The organism is Amycolatopsis sp. NPDC006125, from assembly GCF_040614195.1.
Classification (GTDB): Bacteria; Actinomycetota; Actinomycetes; order Mycobacteriales; family Pseudonocardiaceae; genus Amycolatopsis_E; species Amycolatopsis_E tucumanensis.
The window spans coordinates 1-13,794 of sequence record NZ_JBEXTZ010000151.1; the positions used below are offsets into that span (position 1 = coordinate 1).

The 13,794-nt window shown below is 69.7% G+C and carries 32 protein-coding genes; 4 read left to right on the forward strand and 28 right to left on the reverse strand.

From position 1 onward, the window contains the following. Position 1 precedes the first annotated feature (1 nt). The 6 genes from ABZ193_RS40700 to ABZ193_RS40725 are packed head-to-tail and all read right to left on the reverse strand — an operon-like array spanning position 2 to position 1,926. A complete protein-coding gene (locus tag ABZ193_RS40700) occupies positions 2 to 175 on the reverse strand; it encodes a hypothetical protein (protein ID WP_354714068.1) in 174 nt (57 codons plus the stop codon). Continuing rightward, positions 172 to 360 carry a hypothetical protein gene (locus ABZ193_RS40705; protein ID WP_354714070.1) on the reverse strand — a complete coding sequence of 63 codons (189 nt, stop codon included), beginning with the start codon at positions 358 to 360 and terminating at the stop codon, positions 172 to 174. Before ABZ193_RS40705 ends, ABZ193_RS40700 begins: the two co-directional genes overlap by 4 nt. Next, a complete protein-coding gene (locus ABZ193_RS40710) occupies positions 360 to 578 on the reverse strand; it encodes a hypothetical protein (RefSeq protein ID WP_354714072.1) in 219 nt (72 codons plus the stop codon). The genes ABZ193_RS40705 and ABZ193_RS40710 overlap by 1 nt, the downstream gene beginning before the upstream one ends. Continuing rightward, on the reverse strand, positions 578 to 772 hold the full coding sequence (locus ABZ193_RS40715) for a hypothetical protein (RefSeq protein ID WP_354714073.1): 195 nt from the start codon (positions 770 to 772) through the stop codon (positions 578 to 580). Before ABZ193_RS40715 ends, ABZ193_RS40710 begins: the two co-directional genes overlap by 1 nt. Further along, the gene (locus ABZ193_RS40720; RefSeq protein WP_354714075.1) at positions 769 to 1,386 is read right to left on the reverse strand and encodes a hypothetical protein; all 618 of its coding nucleotides are present in this window, start codon (positions 1,384 to 1,386) and stop codon (positions 769 to 771) included. Before ABZ193_RS40720 ends, ABZ193_RS40715 begins: the two co-directional genes overlap by 4 nt. 36 nt (positions 1,387 to 1,422) lie before the next feature. After that, positions 1,423 to 1,926, reverse strand: a complete 504-nt coding sequence (locus ABZ193_RS40725; RefSeq protein ID WP_354714077.1) for a hypothetical protein — start codon at positions 1,924 to 1,926, stop codon at positions 1,423 to 1,425. 125 nt (positions 1,927 to 2,051) lie between these two features. Here ABZ193_RS40725 and ABZ193_RS40730 point away from each other — a divergent pair, with 125 nt between their 5' ends. Next, positions 2,052 to 2,306, forward strand: coding sequence for a hypothetical protein (locus ABZ193_RS40730; protein ID WP_354714079.1), 255 nt, complete (start codon positions 2,052 to 2,054; stop codon positions 2,304 to 2,306). Positions 2,307 to 2,411: 105 nt separating this feature from the next. Further along, positions 2,412 to 2,933: a hypothetical protein gene (locus tag ABZ193_RS40735; protein ID WP_354714081.1), complete on the forward strand. Its 522-nt coding sequence runs from the start codon at positions 2,412 to 2,414 to the stop codon at positions 2,931 to 2,933. A 2-nt stretch (positions 2,934 to 2,935) separates the two neighbouring features. On the opposite strand, the gene ABZ193_RS40740 is transcribed toward ABZ193_RS40735, so the two are convergent. The 7 genes from ABZ193_RS40740 to ABZ193_RS40770 all read right to left on the reverse strand — a co-directional run bounded on the left by ABZ193_RS40740 (position 2,936) and on the right by ABZ193_RS40770 (position 6,262). Continuing rightward, the gene (locus ABZ193_RS40740) at positions 2,936 to 3,592 is read right to left on the reverse strand and encodes a hypothetical protein (protein ID WP_354714082.1); all 657 of its coding nucleotides are present in this window, start codon (positions 3,590 to 3,592) and stop codon (positions 2,936 to 2,938) included. 91 nt (positions 3,593 to 3,683) lie between these two features. Then, the gene (locus tag ABZ193_RS40745; protein ID WP_354714084.1) at positions 3,684 to 4,226 is read right to left on the reverse strand and encodes a hypothetical protein; all 543 of its coding nucleotides are present in this window, start codon (positions 4,224 to 4,226) and stop codon (positions 3,684 to 3,686) included. Positions 4,227 to 4,249: 23 nt separating this feature from the next. Next, positions 4,250 to 4,696: a hypothetical protein gene (locus ABZ193_RS40750; protein WP_354714085.1), complete on the reverse strand. Its 447-nt coding sequence runs from the start codon at positions 4,694 to 4,696 to the stop codon at positions 4,250 to 4,252. Beyond that, the gene (locus tag ABZ193_RS40755) at positions 4,693 to 5,331 is read right to left on the reverse strand and encodes a hypothetical protein (protein ID WP_354714087.1); all 639 of its coding nucleotides are present in this window, start codon (positions 5,329 to 5,331) and stop codon (positions 4,693 to 4,695) included. The genes ABZ193_RS40750 and ABZ193_RS40755 overlap by 4 nt, the downstream gene beginning before the upstream one ends. Next, positions 5,328 to 5,600: a hypothetical protein gene (locus tag ABZ193_RS40760; RefSeq protein ID WP_354714089.1), complete on the reverse strand. Its 273-nt coding sequence runs from the start codon at positions 5,598 to 5,600 to the stop codon at positions 5,328 to 5,330. Before ABZ193_RS40760 ends, ABZ193_RS40755 begins: the two co-directional genes overlap by 4 nt. Next, the gene (locus tag ABZ193_RS40765) at positions 5,593 to 6,000 is read right to left on the reverse strand and encodes a hypothetical protein (protein WP_354714091.1); all 408 of its coding nucleotides are present in this window, start codon (positions 5,998 to 6,000) and stop codon (positions 5,593 to 5,595) included. Before ABZ193_RS40765 ends, ABZ193_RS40760 begins: the two co-directional genes overlap by 8 nt. 55 nt (positions 6,001 to 6,055) lie before the next feature. After that, a complete protein-coding gene (locus ABZ193_RS40770; RefSeq protein WP_027933722.1) occupies positions 6,056 to 6,262 on the reverse strand; it encodes a hypothetical protein in 207 nt (68 codons plus the stop codon). 225 nt (positions 6,263 to 6,487) lie between these two features. On the opposite strand from ABZ193_RS40770, the gene ABZ193_RS40775 reads away from it, so the two are divergent. Further along, a complete protein-coding gene (locus ABZ193_RS40775) occupies positions 6,488 to 6,688 on the forward strand; it encodes a hypothetical protein (protein ID WP_051362882.1) in 201 nt (66 codons plus the stop codon). Between the two features lie 72 nt (positions 6,689 to 6,760). Next, a complete protein-coding gene (locus ABZ193_RS40780) occupies positions 6,761 to 7,237 on the forward strand; it encodes a helix-turn-helix domain-containing protein (RefSeq protein WP_354714093.1) in 477 nt (158 codons plus the stop codon). Between the two features lie 125 nt (positions 7,238 to 7,362). Here the strand turns inward: ABZ193_RS40780 and ABZ193_RS40785 are convergent, their stop codons facing one another. From ABZ193_RS40785 to ABZ193_RS40855, 15 genes are all read right to left on the reverse strand, one after another. Further along, positions 7,363 to 7,794: a hypothetical protein gene (locus tag ABZ193_RS40785; protein WP_354714095.1), complete on the reverse strand. Its 432-nt coding sequence runs from the start codon at positions 7,792 to 7,794 to the stop codon at positions 7,363 to 7,365. After that, positions 7,791 to 8,048 (reverse strand): hypothetical protein, encoded by a 258-nt coding sequence (locus ABZ193_RS40790; RefSeq protein WP_354714097.1) that lies wholly within the window; start codon positions 8,046 to 8,048, stop codon positions 7,791 to 7,793. Before ABZ193_RS40790 ends, ABZ193_RS40785 begins: the two co-directional genes overlap by 4 nt. Further along, entirely contained in the window at positions 8,045 to 8,281 is a 237-nt protein-coding gene (locus ABZ193_RS40795) for a hypothetical protein (protein WP_027933717.1), read from the reverse strand. The genes ABZ193_RS40790 and ABZ193_RS40795 overlap by 4 nt, the downstream gene beginning before the upstream one ends. Beyond that, positions 8,278 to 9,393 (reverse strand): hypothetical protein, encoded by a 1,116-nt coding sequence (locus tag ABZ193_RS40800; protein WP_354714099.1) that lies wholly within the window; start codon positions 9,391 to 9,393, stop codon positions 8,278 to 8,280. Before ABZ193_RS40800 ends, ABZ193_RS40795 begins: the two co-directional genes overlap by 4 nt. Before the next feature lie 3 nt (positions 9,394 to 9,396). Next, positions 9,397 to 9,834, reverse strand: a complete 438-nt coding sequence (locus ABZ193_RS40805; protein WP_354714101.1) for a hypothetical protein — start codon at positions 9,832 to 9,834, stop codon at positions 9,397 to 9,399. Further along, a complete protein-coding gene (locus ABZ193_RS40810; protein ID WP_354714103.1) occupies positions 9,831 to 10,235 on the reverse strand; it encodes a hypothetical protein in 405 nt (134 codons plus the stop codon). Before ABZ193_RS40810 ends, ABZ193_RS40805 begins: the two co-directional genes overlap by 4 nt. Before the next feature lie 50 nt (positions 10,236 to 10,285). After that, the gene (locus tag ABZ193_RS40815) at positions 10,286 to 10,510 is read right to left on the reverse strand and encodes a hypothetical protein (RefSeq protein ID WP_354714104.1); all 225 of its coding nucleotides are present in this window, start codon (positions 10,508 to 10,510) and stop codon (positions 10,286 to 10,288) included. After that, positions 10,507 to 10,875 (reverse strand): hypothetical protein, encoded by a 369-nt coding sequence (locus ABZ193_RS40820; protein ID WP_354714106.1) that lies wholly within the window; start codon positions 10,873 to 10,875, stop codon positions 10,507 to 10,509. Before ABZ193_RS40820 ends, ABZ193_RS40815 begins: the two co-directional genes overlap by 4 nt. Beyond that, positions 10,872 to 11,828, reverse strand: a complete 957-nt coding sequence (locus ABZ193_RS40825; RefSeq protein ID WP_354714108.1) for a hypothetical protein — start codon at positions 11,826 to 11,828, stop codon at positions 10,872 to 10,874. Before ABZ193_RS40825 ends, ABZ193_RS40820 begins: the two co-directional genes overlap by 4 nt. Then, positions 11,828 to 12,184 (reverse strand): MarR family transcriptional regulator, encoded by a 357-nt coding sequence (locus ABZ193_RS40830; RefSeq protein WP_354714110.1) that lies wholly within the window; start codon positions 12,182 to 12,184, stop codon positions 11,828 to 11,830. The genes ABZ193_RS40825 and ABZ193_RS40830 overlap by 1 nt, the downstream gene beginning before the upstream one ends. A gap of 79 nt (positions 12,185 to 12,263) precedes the next feature. Further along, a complete protein-coding gene (locus tag ABZ193_RS40835; protein WP_354714112.1) occupies positions 12,264 to 12,767 on the reverse strand; it encodes a hypothetical protein in 504 nt (167 codons plus the stop codon). Between the two features lie 69 nt (positions 12,768 to 12,836). Then, positions 12,837 to 12,977, reverse strand: a complete 141-nt coding sequence (locus ABZ193_RS40840; RefSeq protein WP_354714114.1) for a hypothetical protein — start codon at positions 12,975 to 12,977, stop codon at positions 12,837 to 12,839. Next, entirely contained in the window at positions 12,974 to 13,213 is a 240-nt protein-coding gene (locus ABZ193_RS40845; protein WP_354714116.1) for a hypothetical protein, read from the reverse strand. Before ABZ193_RS40845 ends, ABZ193_RS40840 begins: the two co-directional genes overlap by 4 nt. Further along, complete coding sequence (locus ABZ193_RS40850; RefSeq protein ID WP_354714117.1) at positions 13,210 to 13,584, reverse strand: LuxR C-terminal-related transcriptional regulator; 375 nt, start codon at positions 13,582 to 13,584, stop codon at positions 13,210 to 13,212. The genes ABZ193_RS40845 and ABZ193_RS40850 overlap by 4 nt, the downstream gene beginning before the upstream one ends. Then, on the reverse strand, positions 13,581 to 13,794 hold a 214-nt coding region (locus tag ABZ193_RS40855; protein WP_354714119.1), incomplete at its 5' end, for a helix-turn-helix transcriptional regulator. The genes ABZ193_RS40850 and ABZ193_RS40855, both read right to left, overlap by 4 nt.

Sequence of the window (13,794 nt, forward strand, 5' to 3'; positions counted from 1 at the left end):
GTCATCCGGAGATCACCACGCAGGGCTGCCCTGTACCGATGGCATCGGCGAATTCGCGGGCGAACTCGGCCATCTCGGCCGGGGTCAGTTCGTGCTGCAGCTCCAGGACGCCGGTAGGCCGCGGCACAGGCGGTCGGAGCCCCAGGCGGCGGGCGGTGCCGGGCTTCACCTTCACGGCTGAAACCTCCTGTCGCTGTCGATGTCGTCCACCAGCTCGACGCGTGCACCGGGGAACCTGGCCTCGTAGTCGCCCCGGAGCGCGCGGCAATCCTCGTTCGTCGCGCCGAAGGGCACGAAGACGAAGACGCGGGTATGCCGGAGCACGAGCTGCCGCAGTCGTTCACGGAGGCGGCCGAGCATCAGTGGCTCCCCGCAGGCCTCGCCGAAGCGCGGCAGCTGGCGCAGTTGACCAGGCGCCAGTCGTCGGTCACGAGCACCGCGTGCGGCGTTGCGCACCGGACCACCCGGCCCTCGGCCTTGTGGACGGCCGGGGGCGTCACGTCCGGCGCGAAGCGGATCGGCTGCTGAGTCATCAGCGCCTCGTGGCGCTTCTCGTCGAACGGATCGGGCTGCGTCATCAGGCTGCTCCTACGAACTGGTAGCGCCACCGGCGGGTGGTGGCGGATCGGGTGGTGCGGATGTAGAACTCCAGCTGGCTGCCGTCGAGCGGCACGAGGAGGTCAGAGACCGGGAGCCCGTCGCCGCCGGGTGGGGCGATGGTCACGGCACCATCGTTCGGGCCGCCGAACAGCTCGACGACCTCGGCGATCACGTTCGCGACTCCTCGCTGGCCTGGTCCTCGATAAGCTCCTGAGCCCCCAACTCGACTCGCATCAAGTTCAACACCGCACGGAAGTGCGCCTGTAGCGCGGCGAACGTCGTCCCGACCTTCTCTTGACCATCCTGAAGCAGTTCACCGGGCGTCGGGCCATCCGAAAGTACGTAGAGTCGCGCCGGCGGAATCACTAAGGTGTCCCCCTGGCCGATTCCCTTAACCACTTGGCCCGACGCAACCAGTGACAGCCGCAGTCGAACTGCTGTCAGCTCTTCAAACTTCCCGAACCAGATGTCGCGAAACTTGTTGTACTCATCGACATCTTTACAGAAGAGTAGCTCGAACGCCACCTCTCGAATCTCCTGGAACACCTGCAGATATTCAACGTACAGTCCGATTCGCCGATCACGAAAGTCGATCAAACTTGAGTGTGATCGGGCATCTTCTTCAGACTTTCGCTGGCGGTTCCAGCGAATTTCCTCGCGCTCTTGCTCGCGCGTCCATCGGCGATCCTCACGCCATGCATTGACGAGCTGCCCGGCGATGACGCCGACGAGGCCGATTACGCCGACAACGATCGGCACCCAGACTGATACCTGCCCTTGCTGCATGAGATCAAGGTAGCGCCTGTGCCGACACGAGTAGATCTAGGACGCCAGAAGGTCGAATTGAAACCCGACCACGATGATGAGGAAGGCGACCCATCGCACAGGATGATTCCCCCGCTGCGCCCCGATTAGCACCACGAAAACGTACAAGACCCCCGCGAGGAAGCCCCACAGAAGCGCTAGGCCAGCCATACCGGCCGCGATGATCGCGAGCACGCGTCCGGTGATCGAGCCGATCCCCACGAGGACAGCCACACCGAGCAGGATCACAGTGACCGCTGACCGAAGTCGCCCAAGACGACGGGTTCCTTCGCGCGTTTCGATCTCGCGCACCTGACGTGCGAACGGCAGAAGGGCACGCTGAAGTCGCGCCAAGCGTGCGGGACCGATCAGATCGAGCACGGCGATGAGGCCGCCAGCGAACTGCAGGAGCTTGCCAATCCGGCCCCACCACAAGGTGGGCAGTCCCCACATCTCGTAGCCGGCGAGCGAGCGTCCGTGCCACCAAGCCCACCACGCGTCCCAGTACCCGATGGTCTGCACGGCCTAGGTGTCGCGCATACCCCCCGTTCGTTACTGCCCCGTCGAGTACTCATCCAGATTACTTGACTTTTCTCGTCTATCTCGGCTAGACTGGGGTCACCCCAACAGAGAGGAGGTGACAACGAATGGGAGAGCTGGGAATCGCGATCATCCTCGCGATGCGCGACCAGGGCTGGACGGTGGTCATCGTGGACGCCACGGTGTTCATCGAGCCGCCGAACGGCAAGGGTCGCTTCGCCCCGATCGAGCTGTTCCAGGAAGGCAACGACCGCTACCTGCGGCGCGTGCTGCTGACCTGGATCGTCTGGGACGGGCTGCAGTGGCCTTGGCCGCCGGACCACCGCGAGGAGGTCCACGGCGAAGTGCCGCGTAGCGAGTGATCGCGGGCTGGCCGGGGGTGGAACTAGCACCCCCGGCCAGCTTTCCCAGCGTACCGCCACCCGTGATACTTGAACGGAGTCAAGCATTAAGGCAGGATAGACGACATGGAGCCCTGGAACATCACCCTCTCGGTGGTCCTCGACCGGCCAGTCCCCCGTGAACACGTCTTCGCGCTCGGGCGCCGCATCGCCGGCGAACGCCTGCTGTCGGTCGGCGAGCACGAGACCGCGTTCACCATCACGATGACCAGCACCACCACCGACCCCGTCGACGCGCTCGCTCAAGCGCGTGCAGCGTTGCTCGAGGAGCTGGCCGGCAGCGGCTACACGGTCACAGGGTGGGACGCGGCCGAAGCCCTCTCCTACGCCGAGGTCGAGCGCCGGCTCTCGAACTCGTCGATCCCGCCGATGGTGTCGGCCGCCGAGTTCGCGGAGCTGTGCGGCGTGCGGAAGCAGTGGATCTACGACCTGGAGAGCAAGCGCGCGGCCGCGGCCCGCGAGGGCAAGCCGCACCCGTTCCCGACCCCGGTCGTGCCCGGGTACTGGCTGAAGTCGGCCGCCGAACACTTCGCCAAGAACCGGAAGCGCAAGCCCGGCCCGGCACCGCGACGCAGCGACGCGAGCTGACGTCATCGCCTTGGCTTCGGGTCCATCGCGAACCACCAGCGGTAGAGCCTGTTCAGCTGGCGCCCCGGCCACCTGGCCGCCCGCCTGAGCCGGCCGCGCTCCCTGACCCAGCGCCAGGCGCGCACCAGCGCGGGGTCCGGAAGCGCAACCGGGACGCGCATGAGGGCGGCAGCCTCGAATTCCAAGTCATCGAGCGCGGCGCCCAACGCAAGGGCATGCGGCATCCCCGCCTGCCATCCGGGGCCGTCCTTCCACAACGCCGGTCCCATGACCTTGCTGGCGAAGTCGTCGTTGAGCGCCTTAACCTTCGCGATGGCGCTCAGCAGGCCGGGGTCCCCGACCTGCAAGTTCGCGGTGACGAGCGCACGGATGAAGCGCTCGTTCGACTCTCGCATCCCCTTCCCGCTGTCGGTGTCCATGAACTCGTGGTGATCCTTCTGGGTGAAGGACCCGATAGCAGGAAGGATCAGCAACGCGGCGTCGAGCTTGGCCCTGCCGACGGTGAGGACCTCACTGATGAGCGCGCGCTGCTCCACGCGCCTGGCCTCGGCCCGCGTTCTGCGCGCTTCGGCTGCGGTGTGGCGCTGGGTCAGCCACACCCCGCCGAGGCCGGCGGCGAGGGTGAAGCTGCCGGTCAGGATCACGTCGAGGTTCGGCACTGTCGCTCCTGTTGGGCGCTGGTCTTGATCGGGTTCATCGTCCCAGCTGCTGATGTTGTTCCTGGCGACGATCGCCAACCCGCGGCCGCCCTCATTTCATCGCTTCCGTGTCGACGCCTTCGACGATGTACTTCACGGTCTGGTCGGTCTCGATCTGCTGCTTCACGGGGGTGTCGAGGCCGAGGATCGCCCGGCGGGCGGCCTGGATCTTGAGGAGCCGGTCGACGGCTTCGAGGAGCGGGCCGTCGTCGACGAGCGGCGCCCCGTAGCGGATCACGAACTCGCCCTTGTCGTCCCGCCTCGGGTGCCCGTCCTCGTCGAGCACGAGGTCCTGCGCCCACACCACGCGGCCGTGGGACACCACGACGTGCTCGCGGTCGAGGACGCCCTGTACGGCGCGTTCCATCGCGTCGAGCTTGTGCAGCTCGGCGGCCCGGTAGGTGGCGACGGCTTCGAACTTGGTCTCGCGGATGGTCTCCCAGTACAGCTGGTGGGCGCGCTGCTTGGTGAAGCCGAGTTCTTCGCCGATCTGCTGGAACGTCTTGCCTTGGCGCTTGAGGTCGACGACGGCAGTGCGGACCTCTTCCGAGGCGATCTGTTCGTCAGCGGACCGGTTGTCGCTGTTGGTGGGCATGTCAACCTCCTTCGGTCAGTGTTTCAAGCGGGGGGCTGGTCGAGCCGGATTTCGAGCCAGAGGCGCCGGGGGCCGGGGTCGGTGTGGATCTCGGGTGGGAACCAGGTGAGGTGGCTCGGGTTGTCGTCGGGGATGAGGCGGGCGTCGACGAGCCCGTCGACGGCCGGCTTCTGGGAGGCGATGAGGTTGTCGGTGTCGCGCCGGCGTCTGTCGCCGGGCCGGTAGTGCAGTTGCACCGTGATGTGGTCCTGGCGGCCGACGCGGTGGCGTTTCATGGCGGCGAGCGCGGCCCAGCCGGTGCCTTCGCGGATCTGCTCGACGAGCTTGGCCTTCGCGAACGGGTTGTGGTGCTGGTTCAGAGTGAGCGGCTTGCCGGCAGGCAGCTTGGTCACCGGCCGCTTCCGGGACCGCGGGCGAGTGGGCTGGACCACGAGCGGCACGTCGACCTCGAACACCAGCTGCGCGGTCACCGGGTCACCTCATGTTCGCCCGGTGCCGGTGCACCAGCCGCAGGGTTCGTCGTTGCCGTCGGCGTCCTTGGTCCAGCCGGGGCTGGTCCGGCACATGGGGCATGGGTTGCCGCTGGTGTCGCGTTGGTCGCGGTTGTCTCGGCGTGGGAGCACGAGCTCTCCTCTCCTCGTTTCTGGTGCTTGCGCCGGACCGCTGCCCAGCCGCCGCATCGCGCGGCCGGGGTGCCGTTGGCCCGGTACGGCACGCCGTCGATGAACGGGGGCTGGTAGTCCAGTGGCGAGCCGGGCACGGTCGCGCCGGAGGGGTGTCGCCATTCGAGCGGGCGTCGCATGCCTTCGTGGCACCAGAACGGCTGGCCGGTGGCGGCGAGCCGTTCGAGGTCGTCGAGGTCGGCCGCGGCGTCCGGGGCGCCGGTCCGCTCGGGCGAGCGGGGCCGGTACGCGCAGCCGTCGCACATGCCGTCCCGTGTGCCGGGCTCCAGGCCGGTGCGGGGCGGCATCTGGGCGAGGTCGTAGATGGGCTGCCAGCAGGTGCAGCCGCGGGCGCCGTGCTGCGCGGAGCCCATGCAGCAGGGGACGTCGTCGTTGCCGACGTCGGGCCAGTCCCCTGCCTCGTGGTGCGGGAGCGTCGTCATGGCGCTGGCACCTCGGCAGGCTCCCAGGGTTCGCAGTCGGGCGCGGCGCACCGGCTTGGGCCGGCGCCGAAGTCCGCGGTCCACTCGGTGGGCGAGTGCTGGACGAGGACGACGCCGACTGCTCCGGAGACCAGGTGCTGCACGAAGGCGCGCCGCGGTTCCCAGCCGATCGCGCGGGCGGTCTCGGCCGCGCCGTTCGGCAGGACGCGGGCGATCCGCGCGGAGTCGAGCGCGACCTCCAGATCGCGGTCCGGGTCGATCTCAGGCACGGTCAGCCTCCGCGGTGGTCGTCAGGCAGTGGCCGTGGTGCTCGCGCAGCTCGGCCAGCTCGGCGTCGCGCGCCCGGATGATCTGGCAGGCCTTCTCGTAGGCCCAGGCGGTCGGGTACGGCTGCCGGTCGTGGGCGACCGCCAGGTCCCGCTCGCGCCGCGCCGCAGCCAGCGCTTCGCCAGGTACGAGCCCGTGCGGGTAGGCCCGGCGCAGCGCGGTGCGGACCTTGCCGAGATCGGCGGAGCGAATGTCGAAGCCGGTGCCGGTGTCGCCGCAGCGGTGGCAGAGGGCGTCGTGCACGAGGCCGAGCACGGTGGCGACCACGTCCTCCTCCGGGCTGTGGCCGCTCGCCGGGGAGCTGGCATATTCGCCGGCATTTTCGGTAGCAAGTTCGGTCACTTCAGTGTCCTTTCTGGAGGGTCGCCGCCCGGTGGTTCCGGGCGGCGACGGGTGGTCAGCAGTCGCGGGTGACGCTCGCTGGTCGGACGCCCGCGAGGCGGACGGGGAAGGCCCCTTCGTCGGCGAGGTTCATGCGGCCGTCACGCCCGACGAAGGTGACCTTGAGCAGCGTCACCGGGCACTGGGCGGCCTTGCTGCCGTGGTAGCGAACGAAGTCGCCTTCCTCGACGCGGGCGCCGGCCTGGTCGGTGGTGGTGGCCATCTGGACCTCCTGGGTGGTTGGTGGGTGGGGTGTGTCCACCATAGCGCCGTACCTTTCGTTTCCGCAAGTCCTGATACGCGTCGCCGACAGGCGAAGTTGACTAGCTATGTCGCGTAATGCCAGCAAGTTGTCTAGCTAGTCACCTTCCGCGACATGTCCCAACCCTTTCGTTTCCGCAAGTCCATGTGTTACGCTTCTTGCGGAAACGAAAGGAGGTGAGACAGGATGGACAAGGACGCGCGGAAGGTCCTCCGGGAGGCCGAGCGGCAGGGGTTCGAGATCCGGACCACGAAGCGAGGCCACCCCGTGGTCTACCGAGACGGGGTCTTCGTGACCACATACTCGGGGACACCGGGTGACCGGCGGGCGATCCGCAACTTCATCGCGGCGCTCCGGCGGGCGGGCTTCATCTGGCCCCCGAAGTGACGCGGAGGCCCCGGCCAGAGAGTGGCTGGCCGGGGCCGACCCCAGTATCGCCCACGGAAGGAACCCGAAGCCATGGCCGAATTCGCCCTGTACGTCGCCGTCGATCTGCCGGCCGACAGCCTGACCGAGGACCAGCTCGACACGCTCGCCGAGGTCGGCGCCGGCTACCACGCCGCGTGGTCGCGGTCGCCGTCGCCATCCGGCTGGCTGGCGGTGCACCTGACGCTGCAGGCCGAGGTGCTGCGCCAGGCCACGGATCTCGCGTTCCTCGTCGTCCCGGACCTGATCAAGCGCGCCGGCCTCGGCTGGCACACGCCGGTCTACCTGGAGGCGATGACGGACGCCGAGTTCCAGGACCGGCAGGAGCAGCCGCCGATTCCGCCGTTGCTGTCGGTGGCGGAGGCGGCCGCGGTGCTCGGTCGGACCGAGCAGGCGGTGCGCCTGCAGGCCGAGAAGGGCCGGTATGGCGCGTTCCGGATCGGGAAGACGTGGGCGTTCCCGCGGTCCCTTGTGGAGGCTGCCGCGCGTCCGGAGCCCGCGAAGGGCTGAGATCGCCTCAGCGGGGTCGAGGAGGGGCCTGGCGGCCGGAGTGTCGCCGGGCCCCTCTTGCGTTGCGCCACGGCGCAACCGGCGCGCGAGCCGGGCCGGTTGCGCGTGACCCGCCGATGCGCGGTTCATGATCCGGCGCTCCCACCGGCCTCCGCGCCGGTGCCGCCGGTGGTGCCGGCCTTGACGCCGAACCCGCCGCGCTGGATGGACGAGACCGATCCTCCGGCCTTCGGCATGCCCTTCGCGACTGGCGCACCGGAGGGCACGTTGCGGATCCCGACGTTCGCAGGGACGCGGGACCCGACGGGCGGGATCACGGTGGCGCCGTTGGACATCGGCACCCACAGGAAGAACATGCCCGGTGTGCTGGCGTTGCCGGTGTCGTCCCAGTCGCCGCAGGCGTCGTCGTCGAGCCGGGTCCCGGTGGCCTGGTCGACGCAGACGGCGCCGTACTGGGCGTCGGGCGGGATGGCGGTGTCGCATCCGGCGAGGAAGAGGGCGGCGACTGCGGAGACGTAGCCGAGGGCGGGGCCGCGGCCCATGCGCCGGCCGGTCACCGCGGCTGGCCTTCGGGCTGCGCGGGCGGGAGCGGCGGGTTGCAGGTGTCGCAGTTGATGCGCTCGATCTCCGTGGCGTGCAGCTCGGGGTCGTGCGGGGCCACCTCGGCGTACATCTCGGCGGTGGCGCGCGGCTGGTGCTCGCGGCACGGCTCGGACTCGGTCGGCATGCCGCAGACGCCGCACACGTAGCCGCCGGGCGGGATGGTGGCGTCCCACACGTCGGGGGCGTCGGTGGAGGTGGGGTCGGTCATCGGAGAGCCTCCTCGATCGCGGCGACGTTCTTGCACGGCCACGGCGTGAACGTGACGTGGGTGGCGCAGCCAGCGCACTGCGGGCCAGTGCCACGGTCGACCGGCCGGTGCATGTCGAGGACGGCGCGGAGGGCGTCGAACGCCTTCGGCGCGGCGGCTTCGAGGATCTGGAACGGCACCCCGCGGGGGTTCTCCTGCCCTGCGTACGCTTCGAGGGCTTCGCGCGCGGTCACTGCTGGGGTCCTTCCTGTGGCCGGGACACCTCGGCGCGCTCGTGCACCGTGTCGCGGAGTTCCTCCGTGCACCACTCGCATTCGGCGGTGCGCTCGTCGCACATGTGCCAGAAGTGTTCGAGCGCCTCGGGGTCCATGTAGCGGCTGTTGAGCAGCCAGTCGATGGCGTTGTCCCATCCCTTGCCGCTGCCGGACTCGTTCAGGTCCCTGGGCACGTCGGCCGGCCGCGCGGGTTCGGGCTGTGGCCGGGACACCTCGGCTTCGAGGCGGCGTTTCGCGGCGCGCACGACCTCGGCCAGGGCTTCCTGCTCCTCGGCGCTCATCGGCCCGCCGCCGTGGACGCGCACCGGTTCGCCGTCGACCTCGTAGGCGCGGCAGGTGTCCTCGGTGGGCTGTGGCTGGGACACCTGGGTGGCGGCCGCGCGCACGTCGGTCACCCACGCTGGGACGGGGAACGGCTGCTCCCAGCGGGTGGCCTGCCACTCGCCCTGGCGGCAGACCTCAAGCACGGCGTCGATGCGGGCCTGGCGCTCATCGCGCTGTACGGCGAGCTCATCCCGGACCGCCTCCAGACGCTCGATGTGCTCGCGGAGTCGGGTGGTGTCGTCGTCCTGGCCTTGAGCGCGCCAGACGATGTCCCTTCGGACCTGCCCTGTGACGTGCTCGTGCAGCGTCCCGTCGTCAAGCCGGAGCGCGGGCTTCCCGTCGATCAGTTCCCAGGTGCCTTCGCGGCCGCTGCCGTCGCCGTAGGTGAGGCGGACGCGGTCGCCGGGCTGGGGCGCGGTCGTGTTGTCGTCTGCGGCCCCCTGCCCGGCGAGGTGGCGCTTCACCGCCGCAACGATCTTCCGGGCCTGGGGCTCGAAGTCCTGCCAGTGCAGGTGCGAGGCGTCGTGTTCGGTGTCGTAGTCGGCCCGCAGCATCTCGGCGACCTCGGCGGTGACCTCGTCCGGGTGTGCGACCCCCTGCTTCCGCCAGCCCGCGTTGAGGATCGCGTCGGCGGCGACGAGGGGGTTGCGGGCGAGCAGGTTGTCGCCGTCGTTGGGGTCGATGTCGTAGACGGCGTCTTCGAGCAGCTCGACCAGTTCTTCGCGGTGTTCGTTGTGGGTGGTCATCGGTCAGGCCTCCCAGGTCGTGATCGGGAAGGCGTCGGGGTGCTCGGGGTCGGACCAGTCGACCCAGAAGCCGCCGTCCTTGAGGCTGACGCAGTGGTAGCAGTAGCCGCGTTCCTCGATGTCCTGGTCGTGCTCGGGTGCTTCGCAGGCGGTGACCAGGCGGGCCATGCGCCAGTGCAGCTCGCGGGCGACCTCGACGTACCGGGCGTTGCGGTCGTCGACGAGGTTGACGAGGCCGCACTCCTTGCGAGCGATGCGGTTGAACGCGGCGAGCACGCGCCGCGGTTCGTGGTGGCCGAGGGCGATCACGTCGCCGTCCTCACCGATGTAGCACACCCACACGCCGTGGTGCTCCTGCATGAACGGCTTCATCTGGTCGGGAGTGCTGGCGAGCTCGGGGAAGGCCCGGTTGATCTTGGCGGCCTGATCCGAGGTGGTCATCGGGGGTCAGCCCCTCCCTCGGGCATCTCGACGGCGATGATCGGCACGCCGGGCGCCATCTCGCGGAGCTCCTCCAACGGGTTCCGACCCACGTACTGGCCGGGCGGCATCGGCGTCACGGCGTGCCACTCGCCGTACCGGGCGACCTGCTCATCCATCCACCCGTGGTAGTCGGCCTCGTTGTCGAACCCGCCGCACGTGATCTCGGCGAGCCACGGGTGCTGCTCGGTGAGGTAGGGCGCGATCTCCTCAGCCGCTCGCGGCAGCTGGTGCGTCATGTGCGGCTGGCCCGTGGTGTGGTCGATGATCCGGTAGATGCCGCCCACTCCGTCCGGGCTGAGCATGACTCCGGTGGTGATCGACAGCAGGTGTCCGAGGTGGAAGCGTTCGGTTTCAGGCATCGGTAGTCGTCTCCTCATCTGGCTTTTCCTGGGTGGGGCGGGTCGAAGGGTCAGGCGGGCGCGCTCTGCTTGCGGGCGTCGTGGAAGCCCTTGAGCGGGATGCGTGTGCCGCGGGGGCCGGGGCGGGTGCAGGGCTGGCGGACCGTGGCGTTGCAGTGGCTGCACGGGTTGAGGAGCGGGTTGTCCTGGATCTCGGCCGGGGCGTCGGCCGCGCCGGGCTGGTTGTCGAAGAGGCCGAAGCGCCCGTCCCGTCCTCGGGGCTTGCGGCGGGTCATGCCGGGCCTCGCTGGTCAAGGCGTCTTGGGTCAACCGGGACCTGCCGGGCGAGCTGGATGAAGTCGGTGATGTCGCTGGGGAGGATGTGGCGGGGTTGGCCCGCGTTGGGTCCGCCGGTCCACATGGGGCGCGGGCGGCGGGCGTGGAAGTCGCGGACGGCTTGCATGGCGGTCTGGGTGTCCCAGTTGCCGATGGCGGCTTGGGTGCCCCAGGCGTCGACGATGGCGGGGCCGGCGGTGGCGAGGGCGTGGTTGCCGGAGAGCTCGCACATGAGCGCGATGAGCCGGACGACGGCGGTGCGGGGCATGGGCGAGTAGGTCTCCCAGTCGGCGGAGATGGCTTCGAAGTAGCCGGGGAGGGTCACGTCGTCTCCTGGGTGGCGGTGGTGCGGCGTGCGGCGAGTTCGGCCTCGACGAGTGCGCGGCCGCGGGCGGCGCGGGCGGTGGCGTCGGGGTCGTGGTCGCAGAGCTGGGTGCCGATGTAGCCGGCGGGGTCGCACAGGGCGCAGTTGGCGATGGCGGCGGCTCGGTCGGCGGCGCGTTGGCGGGCTTCGGCGGAGCGGGCGTCGTGGTGGGCGTGGCGCTGCTGGGCATCCCAGGCTTCGGCGGCTTCGCGGGCGGTGGCGCAGCCGCGGCAGGGCGGCGGGTCGGTGTGGCCGAGGTGCTTGCGGCACTGGGCAGGCGGGCGCTGCTCGGTGGGAGGCGCCTCGCGCGGGTACGTGCTCGCGGGCGCGCGCGACCCCCCAACTGAACCACCTGCAAGAGGTTCCCCTTCCCCTTCCCCTACCCCTTCCCCGTGGGGTTCCGGGAACTCGTCTCGATCCTTTACGGGTTCGGGATTGGTTCGCGAACCGTTCGGGATAGGTTCGGGATGGGTTACCGATTCAATCGGGAACAGTTCGTCAGCAACGGTGTTCGCGTCCTTGCGGCGCAGCCGTCGAAGCTCGGTTGCGAGCGCCTGCCGCAGCTTCGGCGATTCCACCGTGAGGGCGGCCTTCAGCGCCGCCTTGAACACGTTCGGGATCTTCAGCACGCCGTCGTTGCGGATGAACGAGCGGATCAGCACCTCCTCGGTGTCCTCGTCGACCACCACGAATCGGTGCTCGGCCAGGGAGGCGAGCGTGGCCGCGATCTCTTCCTCGGTGGTGTAGTCGGATCCCTTGGCCCACTTGCGGGCCTGCAGCGGCAGCACGCCGGCCTGCGTGACGTTGCCCTGGGACAGCAGGAGGAAGTACAGGCGCTGCTCGAGCGGCGGCAGCTTGCGCCAGTCCAGGTCGGACCAGATGCGGGTGAAGACCCGCGCGTGCTCGCGTGCCATCAGATGGCCCCGTTCACGATGCGCAGGCCGCGGCCGATGCGCGGCTCGCGGGTGATGTAGCCCTTCGTGACGAGCCGGTCGATCCGGCCGCGCACGGTGCCGCGGGGCGTGTTCAGCGCGGCGGCCAGCTCCCGCAGCAGCGGCGGGCGCCCGACGGCCGCGATGTAGCCGGCGAGCACGTGCAGGGTCGAGCTTTCGGTGGGGGTCAGCTCGGGCAGCGGCCGGATCATCGCCCGGGTCGTGCTCGTGTTGACCTCGCACGGGAACGGCGTGCGGCAGGTCGGGCAGATGACGGTCTTCTGGCCGTCGTGGACGGCTTCGGCTGGCTGGTGCGCGGTGAGATGCTGGAGATCCACGCTCGCCCCCTTCGTTCGTTGGTGTAGTGGATGCCGGGCCGCCCGCGGTGATCGGGACACAGCGGGCGGCCCAGCGGCTTCAGAGGCGCGCGGTGAGCGCGTTGGCGGCGGCCTTGAGTGCGTGGTCGCGGATCTCGGTGTTGACCTTCGTGCGCGCGTCGTTGACTGCCTGCGTCATCTCCTTGTTGAGGACGTCGCGAACGGAATCGTCGATGAGCTCGCGCAGGTTCTGCGGCTCGCGGTTGCGGGAGTCGCGGCGGCGGCCGGTTCCTTCGAGGTACTTCCCGACGTGCTCGCGCACGATCTCCAGCACGGACGTCGGCTCGCCCTGGGGTTCGCCCCACGCTGTGGTGCGCTGGATCGGCTGCGACAGCGCGGTCTGGACGATGGTGCGGACCTCGTCCTGCACGACTGCATCGACCTTGCTGAGGATGCCGCGCAGGGCCTCCTTCCGGATCTCGCGGACGAGCTGCTCGGCGGCGGAGCTGACGATGACGTCGCGCAGCTCACGCTGGCCGACGGGATCGCCGTCCTCGTCGTACTGCATGCCGAGCATCTCGTTGAGGTCCAGTTCGACCTTCATGGTGTTCTCCTGGTTCGGGATGGGGGTGGGTGAGTGGTTGACGCCGGTCACCGGTGCTACCGCTGCGGATCAGCGCCGCCGCGGCGCGGCCGCCGCTTCGAGCACGACCGCGACGGCGGTGTCGGTGTCGACGAGGATGGGGATCGGCGTGCTGTCGATCTCGCGTCGCCATTCGTCGAGGACGGCGCGCGCGAGGGCGTGCTTGTTCACGGGAGGCCTCCCCAGAGGTGCCAGGTGTGCAGGCGGATCGCGGCGTGGTCGGAGCAGTAGGCGTGCTGGTAGCGCCGGATGAGCCAGGTGCCGGGCTCGCGGCAGGCCGGCCACGCGGGCTGGTCGATGCCGCCGCCGCACACCCGGTCCATCTCGTGCGTGCGGTGCGCGTCCGGGCTGGTGGCGCACAAGATCTCGGCGTTGTCGCCGGTGATCACCGCGGCGCTGCGCTTCATCGCTCGTGTCCCAAGATCCCGAGGCGCCAGGCGGTGTCGACGGCGGCGGCACGGTCGTGCACCTCGAGGTTGCGGAACAGCGCGGTGATCCGCTCCCTGACGGTTTTCAGGCGCACGCCGAGCTCGCGGGCGATGTCCGGGTTGGACATGCCCTTGGCGATCGCAAACAGCGCCTGAAACTGGGTGTAGCCCAGTTGCGGCACGGCGACGATGTGGCCGCGCGGGAGGTCCTTGACCACCAGCTGGCCGGCAACCTTCGGGTGCTCGACGATGCAGAACCCGGCTCGCTCAGCCCAGGCGCAGAACGTGAAGAACACGTCCTCGTCCATCTCGACGTAGCGGCGCTCGAGGAGCTGGCGGGCGGCGGTCACGCGGCACCTCCCACGAGGTGGCGCAGCGCGGCCGGGGCCGCCATCGCGGCCTGGGTGCGGTTCTTCACGTCGAGCTTGCGGAACAGGCGACGCGCGTGGGTTTTCACGGTGTCGACCGAGATGTAGAGGTCGGCACCGATCTCCTCGTTCGTCATGCCCAGCGCCATGCCGGCGAGCACCTGGTACTCGCGCAGCGTGAGCAACTGCCCT